Raw genomic sequence first — 18892 nt, 5'->3', positions numbered from 1 at the left:
TATAGCTTGCCTTGCTAACGGCACTTTGGAAACCGGTGACGCGGTATCTGTCGGCGAATCCACAGAAACTCTGCGTTAATTGCCGTGTTCAGATGTTACGTCCGTGAACAGAGTTATCGGAGTGACCAATGGGCTTGATGTGCAAGCGTTATCGCTGCGACATTTCGCCGCGATCTCACTCCGACGCTGAGCCGCCCTGCGCAGCCTTGTCCGCCTCCATGGCGTCGATCAGGCTCTTCGGCCGCAGATCGGTCCAGTTCTGCTCGACGTACTCCAGGCAGGCCGCACGGCTGTCCTCGCCGAAGACCTTGGTCCAACCGGCCGGGATGTCGGCGAACGTCGGCCACAGCGAGTGCTGGTTCTCGTCGTTCACCAGCACGAAGAATCGGCCGTTCTCGTCATCGAAGGGATTCGTCATAGTCGGTCCTTTCCACTCTCACCGGTCACGGACTCGTGACCACCATCGATAGTCAACCATTGGTTCAGCTCGGGCCCGATCACCTCCAGCGCCGAAGCGTTCGCCAGACCGAGGTGGTCGGCGTCGACATCGACGTTCGCGATCGAGCCGTTGACATAGGGTTCCCAGCCGCGGGCGACCGCGCTCGGGTCCGCTTTGTCCCTGGTGGCCGTGAACACCAGCAACGAACCATCGAACGGTGCTGGTCGGAACTGTTCCACGAGTTCCTCTCCGGTGGCAAAACTGTCCATGACCCACTGCACCTGATCGGCGCTCAACAGCCCCATCGACGATATCTGCTGCCGGATGATCTCCGCGACGTCCTCGGCGGACTCGGCACGGACGTCCTCGCCCAGGTCGAAGAGGTCTCGCCAGCCGCCCAGGAAGTCGCCGACGAAATCTCCACCGAGTCGGACGCCTGCGGATTCCTCGTCCGATGCCGGAACCGGTGAGGAGTCCATCACGCCGAGGAATGCCACCTCCTGCCCCTCGGCCTGCAGCGCGGTGGCCATCGCGTAGGCCACATAACCGCCCAGCGACCATCCCAGCAGGTGATAGGGCCCGTCCGGAGAGATCCGGCGGATCTCGGCGAGGTAGCGGTCGGCCATCTCCTCGATCGACTCGGCACTCGGTTCCCCGGCCACGGCGTGCGGGTCCTGGACGCCGTAGACGGGACGATCCCGGAGATAGGGCACGAAGCCGCCATAGAACCACGCGAGCCCGCCCGCCGGATGGATGCAGAACAAGGGTGCCCGGGAACCCTGGGCGTTGAGCGAGATGACCACATCTCCGCCGCTGCCCGACCCGCCGCCGATCCTGGCCCCGAGCCCGCGCGGGGTCGGATCGTTGAACAGCCAGGCGAGCTCGACGTCGGCGCCGCGCTCACGCAGTCGGCCGACCACTTGGGTCGCCGACAGCGAGTTGCCGCCCAGGTCGAAGAAACTGTGGAGGGCCCCTACCGCATCCACGCCGAGGACGTCGGCGAACACACCCGCCACCGTCCTCTCGTCGTCGGTCGCGGGTTCCACATACCGCTCGGCGTCGGTATCGATCACCGGTTCCGGTAGGGCGCGCTTGTCGAGCTTGCCGACCGGCGTCAGTGGCAGCGAGTCGAGTACCGCGATGCTCGCGGGCACCATGTGTGAGGGCAGCCGCCCTCCGACGAACTCGCGCAGCACGCGGACGTCGACCGCTGAGTCCGCGACGACGTAGCCGGCCAGCGCGGTCGCCACCGATCCGCCCACGCCCAGTACCACTGCCGATTCCACCGAGGGATGCGAGGCGAGGACCGCCTCGATCTCACCCAGCTCGATGCGCAGCCCGCGCAGCTTCACCTGGTCGTCGGACCGACCCGCGTACTCGACCACGACGTCGCCGGTGTCGTCCCGGCGCCACCGCACCACGTCGCCGGTCCGATACATCCGGTCGCCTGCGTCCCCGAACGGGTTCGCGACAAACCGTTCGGCGGACAGCCCGGGTCTGTCGAGGTAGCCGCGCGACAAGGCGCGACCCACCGCGTACAACTCGCCCGGGACCCCGACGGGCACGGGTTGCAGTCGACTGTCGAGGACCAGCAGTTCCACCCCCGCGAGCGGCCGGCCCAGACGAACGGGCCGGCCCGCCTCCATCGCGGTGCTGAGAGTGATGCCGATCGTCGTCTCGGTCGGCCCGTAGAGATTGTGGATCGGCACATGCGGCGACCACGCCTCGACCAGGGACGGCGGCACCGCCTCACCGCCGGCCATCAGACCTTCGAGGTCCGGCAGCCCGGCCGGGTCCAGCGTCGACAGCACCGTCGGGGTGAGGAACGTGTGGGTCGTGCGGTGTTCGCGCATGAAGTCCTGCAGCACCGGACCACCGACCGCATCTGCCGGCCGGTAGGCGACCGCGCCGCCGTTGACGGTCGCGAGCAGGTACTCGAGCACCGATGCGTCGAAGCTCGGCGAGGCGAATCCCAGCACCACCGGAGCATCACCCACCGACAGTCGGGCCGACTCCTGCGCAGCGAAGTTCGCCAGCCCGGTGTGGGTCACCGAGACGCCCTTCGGGCGTCCGGTGGAACCCGACGTGTAGATGACGTACGCAACGTTCTCGGGCCGGACCGGCCCGAGCTTCTCGTCCGTTCGGAGCGGGTCGTCGCGGAGACTCCCGACCTCGGCTCCCACCGCGTCGTCGTCGAGACGCACCCAGGCGAATCCCTGGTCCGGCAGGTCGCCGGTGGCGATGGTCAGACCCAGGATCGCGCCGGAGTCTTCGACCATGGTGGCCACCCGATCGGCCGGATAGTCCGGGTCTATCGGCACGTAGCCCCCGCCGGTCTTGGCGACCGCCCAGATCGCGGTCAGCAGTTCGACCGAACGCCCGACCGCCAGCGCCACCAGGGACTCCACCCCGATCCCACGTGAGATCAGCCACCGCGCAATCTGATTGGACCGACGGTCGAGCTGATCGTAGGTCAGTGACGCGCCGGTGCCGTCGACCACCGCGACCCGGTCCGGATGTCGGGTGGCCACGTCGGCGAACATCTCGGCGAGCAGCCGCGGCTCAGTGCCGACGCCGCCGGAGACAGGTGCCAGAGCACGCCCGTCGACGGCCCCGACGAGCGGGATGTCGGCCGTGAGCAGGTCCGGTCGGGTCGCGACGGTACGCAGGATCTGCACGAGCGCATCGATGAAGACCTGGATCTGGCTCTCGTCGAACGCCGCGGGCAGGTACTTGAGGGTGAGCGAGATCCGTTCCCCGGGAACCGGTGACGTGGACATGTTCAGCGGATAGTGCGTCGCGTCGGTGCCCTCGAAGTCCTGTATCTCGAGGCCACCGGTCAACGCCGCGTCGGTGGTCGAGAGCGAATCCGTGTCGACCGGATACGACTCATGCACCGTCAACGTGTCGAACAGTGGCCCACCGACCCCGGCCAATGCCGTCAACTCCGGCAACACCAGATGCTGATGGTCGAGCACCGACACCTTCGCCGCCTGCAGCCGGCCCAGTACGTCCGAGATGGGCGCAGCCGGGTCCACATCCACCACGGCGGGCAGGGTGTTGATGAAGAGCCCGACCATCGACTCCACACCCTCCAGATCTGCGGGGCGCCCCGACACCGTCTCGGCAAAGGTCACCACCTGGTTGCCGGTCAGCCGCGACAGCAACACCGCCCACGCGAACTGCAGCACCGTGGCCACCGTGGCACCCTCGGCCCGCCCCACCGCCTCGATCCCCGCGGTCAGTTCGGCATCCAGGATCGTCGAACGGTCCTGCGGCAACGATTCCGCGGTGGCCTCGACGCCCGGCGCGACCAGGGTCGGTCCCTCCAGCGGAGCCAGCACCGCACGCCAGGCCGCCGACCCGGCAGTCCGGTCGATCATCGCGAGGCGCCTCAGATGATCCGCGAAATCTCCACTACCCCTGCCGATCTGGCCGGTATAGGTGGTACCACCGGCGTAGAGCGCCAGCAGATCGGCCAGCACCAACGGACCCGACCACCCATCGATCAGGATGTGATGATTGGTGACCACCAGGTGTGCGGCGTCGCCATGACGAATCAGAGCGAACCGCATCAGCGGTGGCGCCTCGAGGTCGAACGGTGCCGAGCGCTGCGCGTCCGCGATCTGTCGGATCGCCTCGTCGACCTGGCCGCCGCCATCCCCTCCGTCGAGATCGACGACCTGCCAGGGCAACACGACAGACTCCGGGATCACCGCGACGACCGCACCGCTGCCGGTACGGACGAAACCGGACCGCAGGGCACGATGGTGTGCGAACAAGGCCTCGGCCGCGACCTGCAGACGGGCGACGTCGATGGTCCCACCCAGCTTCAGGATCGACTGCACCACATACACATCCACCGATGATTCGGTGCCGCCGTGCCCAGCGATCTCCGACTCGAAATGGAGTCCCCGCTGCAGCGGCGCCAGTGGCCAGATGTCCGCGCGCGGGTACCGCAGGTCGAGGGCGTCCAGATCGGCCTGCGAGACCCCCGTACCCGGCACATCCGACGGCGACAGTCCCGGATCATCCTCCTGCACCGACTCGACCACGGCCGTCAATTCGGCCGACCAGCGCTGCGCGAGGTCGGCAGCGTCCGCGGCCGACACGATCCCCTGGACGAACAGGAAGTCTGCCACGAGTTCACGGCCTTCATCCGTGGTCTCGGCACCGGGAGTCTGCGAGCGGGCCGCTTGTTGCGTGCCCACGTTCACCGTCAGCACATTCATCGCCGTCATCGCCCCGGAGACCGACGCCGGCAGCGACGGCGCCTCCACATCGACCATGAACGGGAGTTCGATCTCGTCTCGGGCGCCGCGGGTGCCTGCGCCGAAGAAGTTGAAGCCGATCGACGGCAGCGCACACCCGCCCAGTCGCGGATCACCACCGAAGCGCAACAACCCGAACCCGATCCCGCGGTCGGGCTGGCCGAGTCTCTCCTCCTTGGCCGCCTTCACCGCGTGCACGATGCTGCCGGCCGGGTCGACCGTCATCGGTGTGATCGCGGTGAACCAGCCCACCGTCCGCGACAGATCCGCGGACCGCGGGTCCGAACCCCGCTCGACAACCTCCTCGTAGCGGCCGTGTCCCTCCATCAGCACCGACACCGCCGCGTCGTCCGCGATGTCGCGCGACCGCTGCCAGGATCGGACCGCCCGTGCCAACGCCGCCACCAGCGCATCGTTCACGTGGCCGGCAAATGCCTCCGGCACCGCCGTGAGCAGCGCCTCCGTCACTCTCGAATCGATCCGAACGCGTTCCGCGGACACGGAACCGAAGCGATCCCGCGTGCGGTCCAGCGGCGAGCCGAAGCTGGTCGGTTCCCGATCCACCCGGGCCAGCCAGTGGTCGACCTCGGACTCGTGGTCGGCGATCTGTGTGTCGAGCGCGGCATGCCAGGCGCGGGCCGAGGTCACCTCGGCCCGAACCGAGAGCTCCTGACCTGCCTGCATCTGACTCCAGACAGTCACCACATCCTCGATCAGAATCGGCCACGACACCGCGTCCACGGCGAGATGGTGGATCGCCAACACCACGCGCGCACCGTCGGAACCCGTGACCAGGATCGAGGACACCAACTGTCCGACAGCAGGATTCAACTCACTGAGGGCCACAGCGTGCGCCGCGTGCAACGCCTGGTGGAACCCGGCCGAGGCCACCGCTGCGTCGGCACTCGCCTCGTCGACCACACACCTACGACCGTCACCGGCCGTCCCGACCCACACATCGTCGTCGAAGACGAGCCTCGCCGACATCGCCGGATGCGCCGCCACCACCGTCTGCAGCACCTGGCGCAGCGTGATGACATCGAGTCCATCCGGCGCCACCAGCACGACCGACTGCGAGAAGTCCGCGAAATCCTCCGCGGAGTCCGACAACTCGAGCATCCAGGACGCCACCGGCGGGATGACCATCTCGGGGGGGTCACCGGCAGGCTCCTCCAGGAGCGCCAGTTCCTCACCACCGGCCGCCACCGCACGCGCCATCGCCCGGACCGACTTGTGTTCGAACACATCTCGCGGCGACACCACCAACCCGGCCGCCCGGGCCCCCGACGACACCTGGATCGCCAGGATCGAATCCCCGCCGAGCGCGAAGAACGATTCGACGACGCTCACCCGGTCGACACCGAGGACGCCCGCCACGACCTGGGCGAGCGTCTCTTCCACCGATGACTCGGGTGCCACGTAATCCTCGCCGGCGCCGCCGATCTCCGGCATCGGCAGGGCGCGCCGGTCCAGCTTGCCGTTGGCCGTCAGCGGCAGATGACTGATCGGGACGATCAGCGCGGGCACCATGTACCCGGGAACCGCGCGGGCCACGGTGTCACGCACGGACTGCGAGTCCGGTTCCATACCGGGCTCGGCAACCACATAGCCGATCAGCTGTTCACCACGACCGGGTAGGTCGACGACGCCGGCGGCGGCCGCGGTCACACCGTCCACTCCGAGCAGCGCCGCCTCGATCTCGCCGAACTCGATCCGGAATCCGCGCAGCTGCACCTGAGCGTCGCCGCGTCCCAGGTACTCGATGTCGTCGCCCACGCGGCGGGCCAGGTCGCCGGTCCGGTACATCCGGCCGCAGTCGGGACCGAACGGGCTCGCGACGAACCGCGTCGACGACAGGCCGCGCCGGCCCAGATACCCCTGCGCCAGCTGGCCGCCGGTGACGTACATCTCGCCGATCACGCCGGGCGGTACGGGGTGCAGACGTCCGTCGAGGATGTGGATGCCGAGCGAATGCAGCGGGCGACCGATCAGCGAGGCGTCACCCGCGGCGACCAGCGCGCGGTCCAGTGGGCGGAAGCTGACATGCACGGTGGTCTCGGTGATCCCGTACATGTTCACCAGCTGCGGGGAGTCCCCGGGGTGATCGTCGAACCATCGGCGCACCTGGTCGAAACTCAGTGCCTCGCCGCCGAACACGAGATAACGCAGCGGGAGATCCACGCTGTTCCGGCGGCGCGCGTCGATCAGTTGATAAAAGGCCGACGGCGTCTGACTCAGGATGGTGACGCCCTCGTCCGCCAGCAGTTCGACGAACGCGTCGGGATCACGGGCGAGGTCGCGGTCGACGATGACCAGCCGACCACCCGACAGGAACGGTCCCCACAGCTCCCAGACCGAGAAGTCGAACGCATACGAATGGAACATGGTCCACACGTCGGTGGCCCGGAACTCGAAATCGCCTGCCGCGGTGTCCATCAGGGTCACCACGTCCTGATGGGTGATCTCCACCCCCTTCGGCAGGCCCGTCGACCCGGAGGTGTAGATCACGTACGCCCGCGCCGACGGCGGGATCACGACGGGCGGGGCGGTCTGTGCGGCACCCTCGGCCACCAGATCCGCGACGTGCGCGGTCGTCACGCCGGGCGGCAGCACCGAGAACAATTCGTGGCCTGCGGTGGCCGCATCCGTGATCACGGTGCCCACCGCGGCATCCGAGACGATGAAGGCCAGGCGTTCGGCGGGATTCGTCGTGTCGAGCGGCAGGTACGCCGCCCCCACCTTGAGCACACCGAGCACGGCGGCGACGAGATCCACCGTGCGCGCGGTGGCCACCCCGACCAGATCGCCGAACCCGACACCGCGGGCCCCGAGTGCGGCGGCGACCGCGTCCGAACGCGTCTGCAGCGCCTCGTAGGAGAGGGTGACGCCGTTGGCCGTGACCGCCTGTCGCCCACCGTGTGCGTCCACCGTCGACCGGAACAGGTCGACGAGAGAGCGACGGGTGTTGACGGTGTCGACGACGGGTGCCGGCAGGGCCGACAACACGGCGGCCTCGGCGGCCGACACGAGGGTGACGTCACCGACCGGCCCGTCGACCGACTCGAGGCACCCGGCGAGCACACGCACGAAGCGGTCCGCCATCGTCTCGATCGTCGACCGATCGAAGAGGTCTGTCGCATAGACGATCTGGGCCGGCCAGGACGTATCCGGCGAGTCGGCGGCGATACCGAAGGTCAGGTCGACCTTGGCCGGGGTCTCGGGGGGCTCCACCGGCGAGATCGTCAGACCGGCGACCGTGGTCGCGCCCACTCCCGCCGCGAGCTCCGGCAGGGCTGCCTGGTGGAAGGTCAGCAGGATCTGGGTCAGTGGCGCGAACGCCTCCGACCGGACGGGGTCCAGGTGGTCCACCAGCGCCTCGAACGGGACGTCTGCGTGGGCGAAGGCGTCGAGATCGGTCACCCGGACCTGATCCAGGATCTCGCCGAAGGACATCGGCGCATCGACCCGGGTGCGCAGCACGAGGGTGTTGACGAACATGCCCACCAACGCGTCCAGCTCCCGACGGCCACGGCCCGCGATCGGGGTGCCGACCGCGATGTCGTCGGTCGCCGACAGCCTCGCCAGCAGCACCGACAACCCGGCGTGCACCACCATGAACGGAGTCACGCCGAACTCCGTGGCCACCGATCCGATCCGCTCGACCACGTCGGCGGGAATCCGGAACGGAACCTGATCACCCCGCTGGCTCGCGACCACCGGACGCGGTCGGTCCGACGGCAGTTCGAGCACGTCGGGCAGCCCGGACAGCCGCTTCGCCCAGTATGAGAGCTGTTGCGCCACCACCGAATCGGCATCACCCGCCGAGCCGAGCACCTCGTGCTGCCAGATCGCGAAGTCGGCGAACTGCACCTCGAGCGGCGCGAAATCCGGCGCCATGCCGGCCGCGCGCGCGGCGTATGCGGCCATCACGTCGCCGATCAGCGGAGCCATCGACTCGCCATCGGCCGCGATGTGGTGGGCCACCAGCGCGAACACCCACTCGTCGCCGCCGACGTGCCACAGTCGGGCACGCAGGGGCCACTGCGCGGTCACGTCGAAGCCCGCGGTCACGTCCGCATCGAGTGCCGCAGCGGAGTCGACGATCGCCCAGTCCAGCTGTCCGGCAATGCCGTCGAGGGGCGCGATCTCCTGGATCGGCGACCCGGCCACCGACGGGAACGTGGTACGCAGGACCTCGTGTCGCGCCACCACGTCGGCCAGCGCCGAGCGCAGCGCGGCGACGTCCAGAGCGCCCGTCAGCCGCAACACCACCGGGACGTTGTAGGTCGAGGCCGAGGGTTCGAACTGATTGATGAACCACATGCGCGATTGCGCGAACGACAGCGGCACCCGTTCAGGACGCGGCACAGCCGCCTTGACCGGCGCCAGACCGAGTCCCCGACCGTCCAGTGACCGGGCCAGCTCACGGACCGACGGCGCCTCGAAGACGTCGCGGACGGACACATCGACTCCGGACACGTCCGAGACGCGGGCGGCCACCCGGGTCGCGGAGAGCGAGTTGCCGCCCAGTTCGAAGAAACTCTCCATGACGCTGACCGGTCCGATTCCCAGCACGTCGGCAAACACCTGCGCCACCGACTCCTCCGCCCCGGTGGCGGCGGCCACGAACTCACGCCCGCCGTCGGCCATCGGCTCGGGCAGAGCGCGTTTGTCCAGCTTGCCGACCGGTGTCAACGGCAGCGCATCCAGCACCGTCAGACTCGACGGCACCATGTGCGACGGCAATCGCTGCCCCACAAAGGCCCGCAGCTCACCGGTCTCGACGTGCTCCCGGAGCACGACATAGCCGGCCAGCGCGGTGGCCACCGAACCGCCGACACCGATCACCACCGCCGATTCGACCGAGGGATGAGAGGCGAGGACCGCCTCGATCTCTCCCAGCTCGATACGCAGACCACGGAGCTTCACCTGATCATCGCTGCGACCCAGATAGTCGAGCGCGATCTCGCCGGAACCGTCGCGCCGCCAGCGCACGACGTCGCCGGTGCGATACAGCCGCTCGCCGTCGACGCCGAACGGGTTCGCGACGAACCGTTCGCAGGTCAGTCCGGGCCGTCCCACATATCCGCGGGCGAGCACCCCACCGGCGATGTACAACTCACCTGCGACACCGACCGGCACCACGCGCAGCCGCGAATCCAGTACCAGGAGGGCGACTCCGGGTATCGGCCCGCCGAGGGTCGTCGGCACGCCGGGCCGCATCGCGTCACTCATCGCCACGACGATGGTCGTCTCGGTGGGGCCGTACATGTCGTGGAACCCGACCAGCGATCCCCAACGATCGACCATCGCGGGCGGTACCGCCTCGCCGCCGGCGGCGAGCACCCGCAGATCCGGCAGTCCTTCGGGTTCCAGCGTGGCGAGCACTGTCGGCGTCAGGAACGTGTGTGTCACCCGCTGTGCACGCATGAACTCGGCCAGCGGTTCCCCGCCGAGCGCATCGTCGGGGCGGTACACGAGTGCCGCACCCGCGGCGACCGCCATCAGCCATTCCAGGACCGACGCGTCGAAGCTCGGGGAGGCGAACCCCAGCACGCGCGAGCGATCGGTCACGTCGAAACGGTCGACCTCGGTCAGCGCGAAGTTCTCCAGTTTGCGGGCGGTGAGCTGCACGCCCTTCGGTGTACCGGTGGAGCCCGACGTGTAGATCACATAGGCGACGGCATCCAGATGGGGCGTGCCGATCAGTTCGTGATCGGCCACCGGATCCGGACTCATCTCGTCGATCGCCGCCAGGGTCTCGGCGGAATCCATGGTGGCCCAGTCGGCCATGGTTCCCAGGGCAGATCGGTGGCGCCCGGCGGTGAGGCCCAACCGAACACCCGAATCGGCCAGCATGTGCTCGATGCGCTCGATCGGATACGCCGGGTCGATCGGCAGGTGGCCGGCTCCGGTCTTGGCCACCGCCCAGATCGCGGTCAGCAACTCGACCGATCGGCCCAGTGCCAGCGCCACCAGCGTTTCGACGCCGACACCCTGCGAGATCAGCCATCGTGCAACCTGATTGGATCGAGCATCGAGGGCGTCGTAGGTTAGCGCGGCCCCGGTCGCGTCGACCACCGCGACACGGTCGCGATGGCTCTCGACGACATCGGCGAACATCGCACTCAGCAGCCGGGGCGGCGCGGCAGGTCCACCTCTCACCGGCGCCAAGGCGGCGACGTCACCGGCGGTGAGCAGATCGATGTCGCCTACCGCGACGGTGGGATCGTCGACCATCGACTCGACGATCCGCAGCCATGCCGTCAGGAATTCACGGACCGTCGACTCGTCGAAGATCGAACGCGCATAGACGAAATCGACGGTCATCGGCGATACCGCCGTCCGCCCGGTCACCGCCACCGACAACTCGAACTTGGCGACCTGATCTGCCAAATCGAGTGGTTCCGCACGGAGTCCCGCCGTCTCGAGGGCTGCCGTTCCCCGATCGCCGTCGACGTGGGTGAACGCGATCTGGGCGAGGGGCGGGAAGGCCGTCGACCTGGTCGGCGCGAGTTCGTCGATCAGCTCCTCGAACTGGACATCGGCGTTGGCGAACGCATCGAGATCCTCGCGCCGCACCTTCGCGACGAGGTCGGTGACCGTCTGGGCCGGGGGCACCGCGGTGCGCAGCACCAACGTGTTCACAAACATGCCGACCAGATCACCGAGCGCCGGATCCGTGCGGCCGGCGATCGGCGTGCCGATCACCACATCGTCGGTCGAGGCCAGCCGCGCGATCAGGATCGCCAGTGCCACATGGGTCGCCATGAACGGGGTGACTTCTTCGGCGCGCGCGAACTCCTCCACCCGGCGGGCCAGATCGTCGTCGACGGTCATCGACACCACACCGGCCATGGTCTGCATGACCGCCGGCCGCGGCCGATCCATCGGCAGATCGGTCACCGACGGCACAGCCCCGAGGTGCTCACGCCAGTAGCCGAGCTGCTGCGCGAGTCGGCTCGCCGGGTCGTCGACGTCACCGAGCATCTTGCGTTGCCACAGTGCGTAATCGGCATACTGCACCGCGAGGGGTCGCGCACCGGGGACCGAGTCGTCGACCCGCGCGAGGTACGCGGACAGCAGATCACGGACGAACACCGCGGTCGACGACCCGTCGAACGCGATGTGGTGAGCGGTCAGCACCACATCGTATGTGTTGTCGGCGGAACGGCGCACGCACCCACGGATCGGCAGGTCGACGGTCACGTCGAAGCCCTTCGCCGCCGAGGCCGTCACCTCACGTTCGTCGTCCACCACACGCCAATCGAACAGATCGCGGGCACGGTCGGCAGCGAGAATGCGCTGGACGGGAGCGTCGCCGTCGAGCGGGTACACGGTGCGCAGCACCTCGTGGCGTTCGATCACGTCGCCCAGCGCACCCACGAGATCGTCGAGGTCGAGGTCACCGGTCAGCCGCAGCGCCATCGGGATGTTGTACGCGGGCGACGAGGGGTCGAACCGGTTGATGAACCACATGCGAGACTGCGCCATCGACAGCGGCAGCCGCTCCGGCCGCCGGGAAGCGACCAAGGGCGCCACGGTCTGTGCACGCCCGCCCACCGCCGCGATCAGCGCCCGCACCGAGGGGAACTCGAAGAGGTCGCGCACCGACACGTCGACACCCAGATCGTCGGCAACCCGGGCGGCGGCACGCATCGCCGACAGCGAGTTGCCACCGACCTCGAAGAACGATTCGGTCACCCCGACCTGCTCCACGCCGAGCACCTCACCGAACACCTCGGCCACCATCACCTCGGCGTCGGTGTCCGGAGCCACGTATTCGCCGACCTCGAACACCGGGGCGGGCAACGTCTTCCGATTGAGTTTGCCGGAGCTGTTGAGTTCGATGTCGTCGAGGAACATCCATACCGTCGGTCGCATGTACGCCGGCAATGCCTCGGCGACGAGCGTCGTGACCGCGGCTTCGTCGACAGAGGCGGGCGCCACATACGCGACGAGGTGGTGGCCACCGATGGGCGCGTCGACCACCGCACACGCCACGTGCACCACCCCGGGTGCCGAGGCGATGACCGACTCGATCTCGCCGAGCTCGATGCGCTGCCCACGCAGCTTCACCTGGAAGTCGGTGCGGCCCAGATACTCGATCTCGCCACGATGTGCCACACTCGGCCCGCTCGCTCCGCTCCCGGCGCCGGGACTCCAACGGACGAGGTCGCCGGTGCGATACAACCGCTCGCCGTGGCCGCCCAAGGGATCCGCCACGAACCGCTCGGCCGTCAGCCCGGGGCGTGAGGCGTAGCCGCGTGCCAGCTGCACGCCACCCAGATACAACTCGCCGGGGACACCCGGCGGCACCGGGCGCAGGCGCGCGTCCAGCACGTACGTCGACGTGTTCCATTCCGGCTGACCGATCGTGACGCGATCGGCGCCGGTCACGTCGACGGCTGTCACGTCGACGGTGGCCTCCGTCGGCCCGTAGAGGTTGACGATCTGCACGCCCGGCAATGCACGGTGCGCGTGGGTCGCCACCGAGACGGGCAGCGCCTCACCCGAAGTGAGCAGCCAACGCAGCAGATCGAGCCCGTCCAGCTTCTCGGCCGGGACCACGTCCAGGAAGACCGACAACATCGACGGCACGAAATGCACCGACGTCACGCGTTCGTGCGCGATGAGATCGGCGATGTAGACCGGTTCCAGGTGACCACCTGCGCGCGCGACGATCGTCGTGGCCCCCATCATCACGGGGGCGAACAACTCCGGCACCGACACGTCGAAGGTGAACGGCGTCTTCAGCATCACCCGCTCGGCCGCGGTCCAGTCGAAGATGTCCAGGCACCACCGCATCCGGTTCACCAGCGCGCGGTGCGACACGGTCACGCCCTTCGGGCGGCCTGTCGATCCCGAGGTGAACAGAGTGTATGCGGCATCATCGGAACGCAAGGGCGCCGGCCGATCCGCGTCGGTCACGATCGGTACCGACAGGTCGACCTCATTTGACGCGTCCACCTCGACCGTCCGCACGCCGTCGACCGTCGCGGCGACGACGGCTCGTCCGGCACCGACGACGAGCACGCGGACGCGGGCGGTGTCGAACATGTACTCCACGCGGTCGACCGGGGTGTCGGGATCGATGGGGACGTATTGCGCGCCTGCGGCGAGGACGGCATTCACCGCGACCACCATCTCCACCGAACGCTCCAGCGAGACCCCCACGGCCACACCCGGTCCGGCACCGGCGGCGATGAGTTCGCGGGCCAGCACCGCGACCCGCGCGCCGAACTCGGCGTAGGACACGGACCTGTTGCCGAACACCAGCGCAACGGCATCAGGTGTACGGAGAGCCTGTGCAGCAACGAGGTCGGGTACCAGATCGGCGGGCACATCGACGACGGGGCCCAACGACCAGCTCTCCACGACGGCCTGCTCGTCGGTGGAGATGAGATTCACGTCGCCGACGGCGGCGGGCGGGCTCGCGACCAGTTCGGTCAGCACCGACACGAACCGGTCGGCCATGTTCTCGACGGTCGGGCGGTCGAAAAGATCGGTCGCATAGACGATCGAGCACGCCCAGTCGCCTTCCACCGCCGAACTCACCGTCACTGACATGTCGAGCTGTGCGGGAACCCACGACGGTTCGATCGACTGCACCGACAGCCCCCCTATCGACAGCTCGGCCGACTCCGCCGACGCGGCCGGATCGAAGGAGAGCATGACCTGCGCCAGCGGCGCGAATGCCTCCGAGCGCGTGGGATTGAGCGCCTCGACGACGGTTTCGAACGGGACGTCCGCATGAGCGAAGGCATCGAGATCCGTCAGCCGGATGTCGTCGAGCAGAGCCGCGAACGTCATCGCGGTGTCGACCCGGGTCCGCAGGACCAGGGTGTTCACGAACATCCCGACGAGTGGGTCGAGCGCCGCCTGACCGCGGCCCGCGACAGGGGTCGCGATGGTGATGTCGTCGGTGGCCGACAGCCGCGCCAGCAGGACTGCGAGACCGGCGTGCACCACCATGAACGGCGTGACCCCGAACGCCCGGGCCACGACACCGATCTGCCGTCCGAGTTCGGCGGGCAACACGAACCCGGCGCGTGCACCCCGATGGGAGGCGACGGCCGGACGTTCCCGGTCCGTAGGGAGTTCGAGCACGCCGGGCGCGTCGACGAGTTGGTCTCGCCAGTACGACAGTTGCCGGCCGATCACCGTATCCGGTGCATCCGGCGACCCCAGCACACGGTGCTGCCAGATCGCGAAGTCCGCGAATTGGACTGCCAGCGGCGCAAATTCGGGCTCTCGTCCCTCTGCCCGAGCGACATACGCGGATACGACGTCGGTCACCAGCGGCAACATCGACTCGCCGTCCGAACCGATGTGATGTGCGATCACCGCGAGCAGGTACTCGTCGTCGGAAACCGCGAGCAGCCGTACCCGCAGCGGCCATTGTGCGGTCACGTCGAAGCCGGTCGTCATCGCCGTCTCCACGTCGGCCTGCGTGTCCACCACGGCCCAGTCCAGCCGTTCGGTCACCTGGTCGACCGGACCTATCACCTGCACCGGCAGACCGTCGACGGCCGGGAAGGTCGTCCGGAGCACCTCGTGGCGCTCGACGGTGTCCACCACCGCGGCGCGCAGGGCATCCACGTCGAGTGCGCCGGCCAGGCGGAGGACCGCCGGGATGTTGTACGTCGCGGTGCCGGGCTCGTATCGGTTGATGAACCACATGCGGGTCTGCGCGAACGACAGCGGGATGGGCGCCGGTCGCGGGGTCACGGCCACGAGGGGCGCCAGACCCGCGCCACGCGACGAGACCGCGGCCGCCAGGCCGCGGACCGTCGGGGAGTCGAAGATGTCCCGCACCGACACCGCGGCACCGAACTCGTCGGCCACCCGGGCCGCCACCCGCATCGCCGACAGCGAGTTGCCGCCGACGGCGAAGAAGGATTCAGTCACGCCGACCTGCGCCACGCCGAGCACCTTCGCGACAATCGCCGCGACGGATTCCTCGGCATCGGTGGCCGGGGCCACATATTCGGCCGCCTCGAAGACCGGGGCGGGCAGCGCACGCCGGTCCAGCTTGCCCGCGCTGTTGAGGGCGATGTCGTCGAGCAGCATCCACACCGATGGACGCATGTACTCGGGCAACGCCTCGGCGACCGCCGCCTTCACCGCACCCTCGTCGACCGTGGACGGGGCGACGTAACCGACGAGATGTTGCCCGCCGCCCTCGGTCTCGACGACCGTGCACGCCACGTGCACCACCCCGGGCGCGGAGGCGATGACCGACTCGATCTCACCCAGCTCGATGCGCTGTCCACGCAATTTGACCTGAAAATCGGTGCGCCCCAGGTACTCGATCTCACCTCGGTGATTCCAGCGGACGAGGTCACCGGTTCGATACAACCGCGAACCCGATGCCCCGGACCCCGCTCCACCGAAGGGATCGGCCACAAAGCGCTCGGCAGTCAAACCCGGACGCGACTCATAACCGCGTGCCACCTGGACACCACCGAGGTAGAGCTCACCCGGGACGCCGGGCGGCACCATCCGCAGGCGGGCATCGAGGACCAGTGTCGACGTGTTCCACACCGGCACACCGATGGGCACCACGTCGGGCGCATCGGTCACATCCGCAGATGCCACTTCGACGGCAGCCTCGGTGGGACCGAACAGGTTCACTATCGCAACCTGCCCGAGCAGCTGGTGGGTGTGTGCGACGACCGGCGGCGGCAGCGCCTCACCCGAGCAGAACAACCACCGCAACGAGTCCAGCGTGGTGATCTTCTCGGCGGGCACGACATCCAGGAACACCGAGAGCATCGACGGCACGAAATGTACCGACGTCACGCGCTCGCGGGCGATGAGGTCGGCGATGTATATCGGGTCCGCATGCCCGCCCGGGCGCGCCACGATGATGGTCGCGCCCGCCATCACCGGGGCGAACAGCTCCGGCACCGAAACGTCGAAGGTGAACGGCGTCTTCAACACCACCCGGTCGCCGGTCGACCACGGATACTGATCCAGGCCCCACCAGAGCCGATTCACCACCGAGCGGTGCGAGACCGTGACGCCCTTCGGACGGCCGGTCGACCCCGAGGTGAACAGCGTGTAGACCGCGTCGTCGGCGCGCAACGGGGTCAGCCGATCCGCATCCGTCACCGGCGCGACCGACAGGTCGACGGCACCCGAGGCGTTCACCTCGATCACGGTGGTGTCCGTGCCCAGCGCGTCCACCGACGCGGGCGCACCATCGCCACCGACCAGGACCACCCCGACGCCCGCGGTGTCGACCATGTACTGCACGCGATCCGCCGGGATCGCGGGATCGATCGGCACGTAATGCCCGCCCGCCGCGACGACGGCATGGATCGCGACCACCAGCTCCACCGATCGGTCCAGCGAGACCCCCACGGCCACACCGGGAGCCACGCCTGCCGCGATCAGCTCGCGCGCCAGCACCGATACCCGCGCACCGAATTCCGTATACGTGAGTGCGCGGCCGTCGAAGACGAGTGCGGTCTCGTCGGGTGTCCGAAGGATCTGCGCGGCAACGGCATCGGCCACCGAACCAACCGGGACGGGGACGTCGGCGCCGACCGACCCACCGGCGATCAACGCCCGGTCACGGTCGGTGAGCAGCGGCACGTCGGCGACGAGCATCGCCGGCGCGGAGGCCGCGGCACCGAGGATCTCGACCACGGCGTCGGCGAACACGCGGATCTGGTCGTCGGCGAATGCATCCGGCAGGTACTTGATGGTGATCGACAACCGATCACCCATCGGCGAGGTGATCATGTTCAACGGGTAATGCGTCGAATCGCTGACCACCGCCTCCCGGATGTCGAGGCCACCGGTGAGAGCGGCGTCGCTGGTCGAGAGCGACTCGGTGTCGACCGGATACGACTCGTGCACGGTCAGCGTGTCGAAGGAGCCCGAAACATCCGTCAGGGCCAGCAGTTCCGGCAGGCCCAGGTGCTGATGGTCGAGAACCGACACCTTCGCCGCCTGCAGGCGTGCGAGCACCTCCGAGATCCGAGCCGACGGGTCGACGTCGACCACCGCGGGCACAGTGTTGATGAACAGGCCGACCATCGATTCGACACCCTCGAGATCGGCCGGGCGGCCCGACACCGTCTCACCGAAGGTGACCACCCGGTTGCCGGTCAGCCGGGACAGCAGCACCGCCCAAGTGAACTGCAACACCGTCGCCACGGTCGCGCCCTCGGCCCGCGCGAGCGCCTCGACGGCAGCGGTCAACTCCGCATCGACGACCACGACATGGTTCCTCGGCAACGACTCACGGGTCGCCACGCTGCCCGGCGCCACCAACGTCGGGCCCTCGATCGGTGCCAGCACCTCACGCCACGCGGCGAGACCGGCGTCGTCGTCGACGACGGCGACATGCTTCAGGTAATCCTCGAAGTCGCCTCCGCCCGTACCGATCCGGCCGGTGTAGGTGTCGCCCGTGGCATAGAGCGCCAGCAGGTCGGCGAGCACCAGCGGACCGGACCATCCGTCGAACAGGATGTGATGGTTGGTGATGACCACACTCACGCCACCGGCATCGCGGGCGAGCACGACGCGTAGCAGTGGCGGCCTGGACAGATCGAACGGCTCGACCCGCTCACCCGCGGTGATCTCGTCAACCCGAACCTTCCGCTCGACGTCGTCGACCGCACCGAGATCGACGGTGCGCCAGGGCACCCGGACCTCATCGGGCACCACTGCGACCACAGCACCACCCTCGGTCTGGACGAAGCCCGACCGCAGCACGCGATGATGGGCCACGAGGCTCTCCACCGCTGCTCGCAGTCGTGGCTCGTCGACGTCGCCGCCCAGCCGCAGGACCGCCTGGCTGACGTACACGTCGACGTCGTCGGCGCCCGCCCCCGAGGACAGCGCGGACTGGAGGTAGAGCCCCTTCTGCAGGGCGGAGAGGGGCCAGACCGGTGCACCGGGGTGACGCTCGGCGAGCACATCCAGGTCGGCCTGGGTCACCCCCGAACCCGAGACATCCGATGGCGACAGCCCCGGATTCCCACCGCTCGTGACCACGTCGACGATGGCCGCCAACTCGGCCGACCACCGGTCGGCGAGATCCTCGACATCCGCGGCGGACAGGATCCCGCCGGCGAACAGGAAATCCGCCGACAACTCACGACCGCGAGGCGTGAGCTTCGTCCCGACGTTCACGGTGATGGCGTTCATCGCGGTCATGCCACCC

2 protein-coding genes (1 of these 2 cut by a window edge) are annotated in these 18892 nt (G+C 68.6%); both read right to left on the bottom strand.

Annotated elements, in window-relative coordinates; all coding sequences use genetic code 11:
- Positions 1–175: 175 nt before the first annotated feature.
- Positions 176–418: an MbtH family protein gene (locus ACLQ3I_RS10665; RefSeq protein ID WP_425790741.1), complete on the bottom strand. Its 243-nt coding sequence runs from the start codon at positions 416–418 to the stop codon at positions 176–178.
- On the bottom strand, positions 415–18892 hold the 3' portion of the coding sequence (locus ACLQ3I_RS10660; RefSeq protein ID WP_425801742.1) for a non-ribosomal peptide synthase/polyketide synthase. Its footprint extends 6509 nt past the window's final position; the window shows 18478 of its 24987 coding nt (coding positions 6510–24987); its start codon lies off the right edge, out of view — the gene reads right to left on this strand; its stop codon occupies positions 415–417. Before ACLQ3I_RS10660 ends, ACLQ3I_RS10665 begins: the two co-directional genes overlap by 4 nt.

The organism is Gordonia sp. DT101, from assembly GCF_049844895.1.
GTDB lineage: Bacteria > Actinomycetota > Actinomycetes > Mycobacteriales > Mycobacteriaceae > Gordonia.
This window is presented reverse-complemented; position numbering and strand designations above follow the sequence as displayed.

Coding starts and splice junctions, on each gene's coding strand:
- ACLQ3I_RS10665 (WP_425790741.1), bottom strand. CDS start 418: ATGACGAATCCCTTCGATGACGAGAACGGCCGATTCTTCGTGCTGGTG.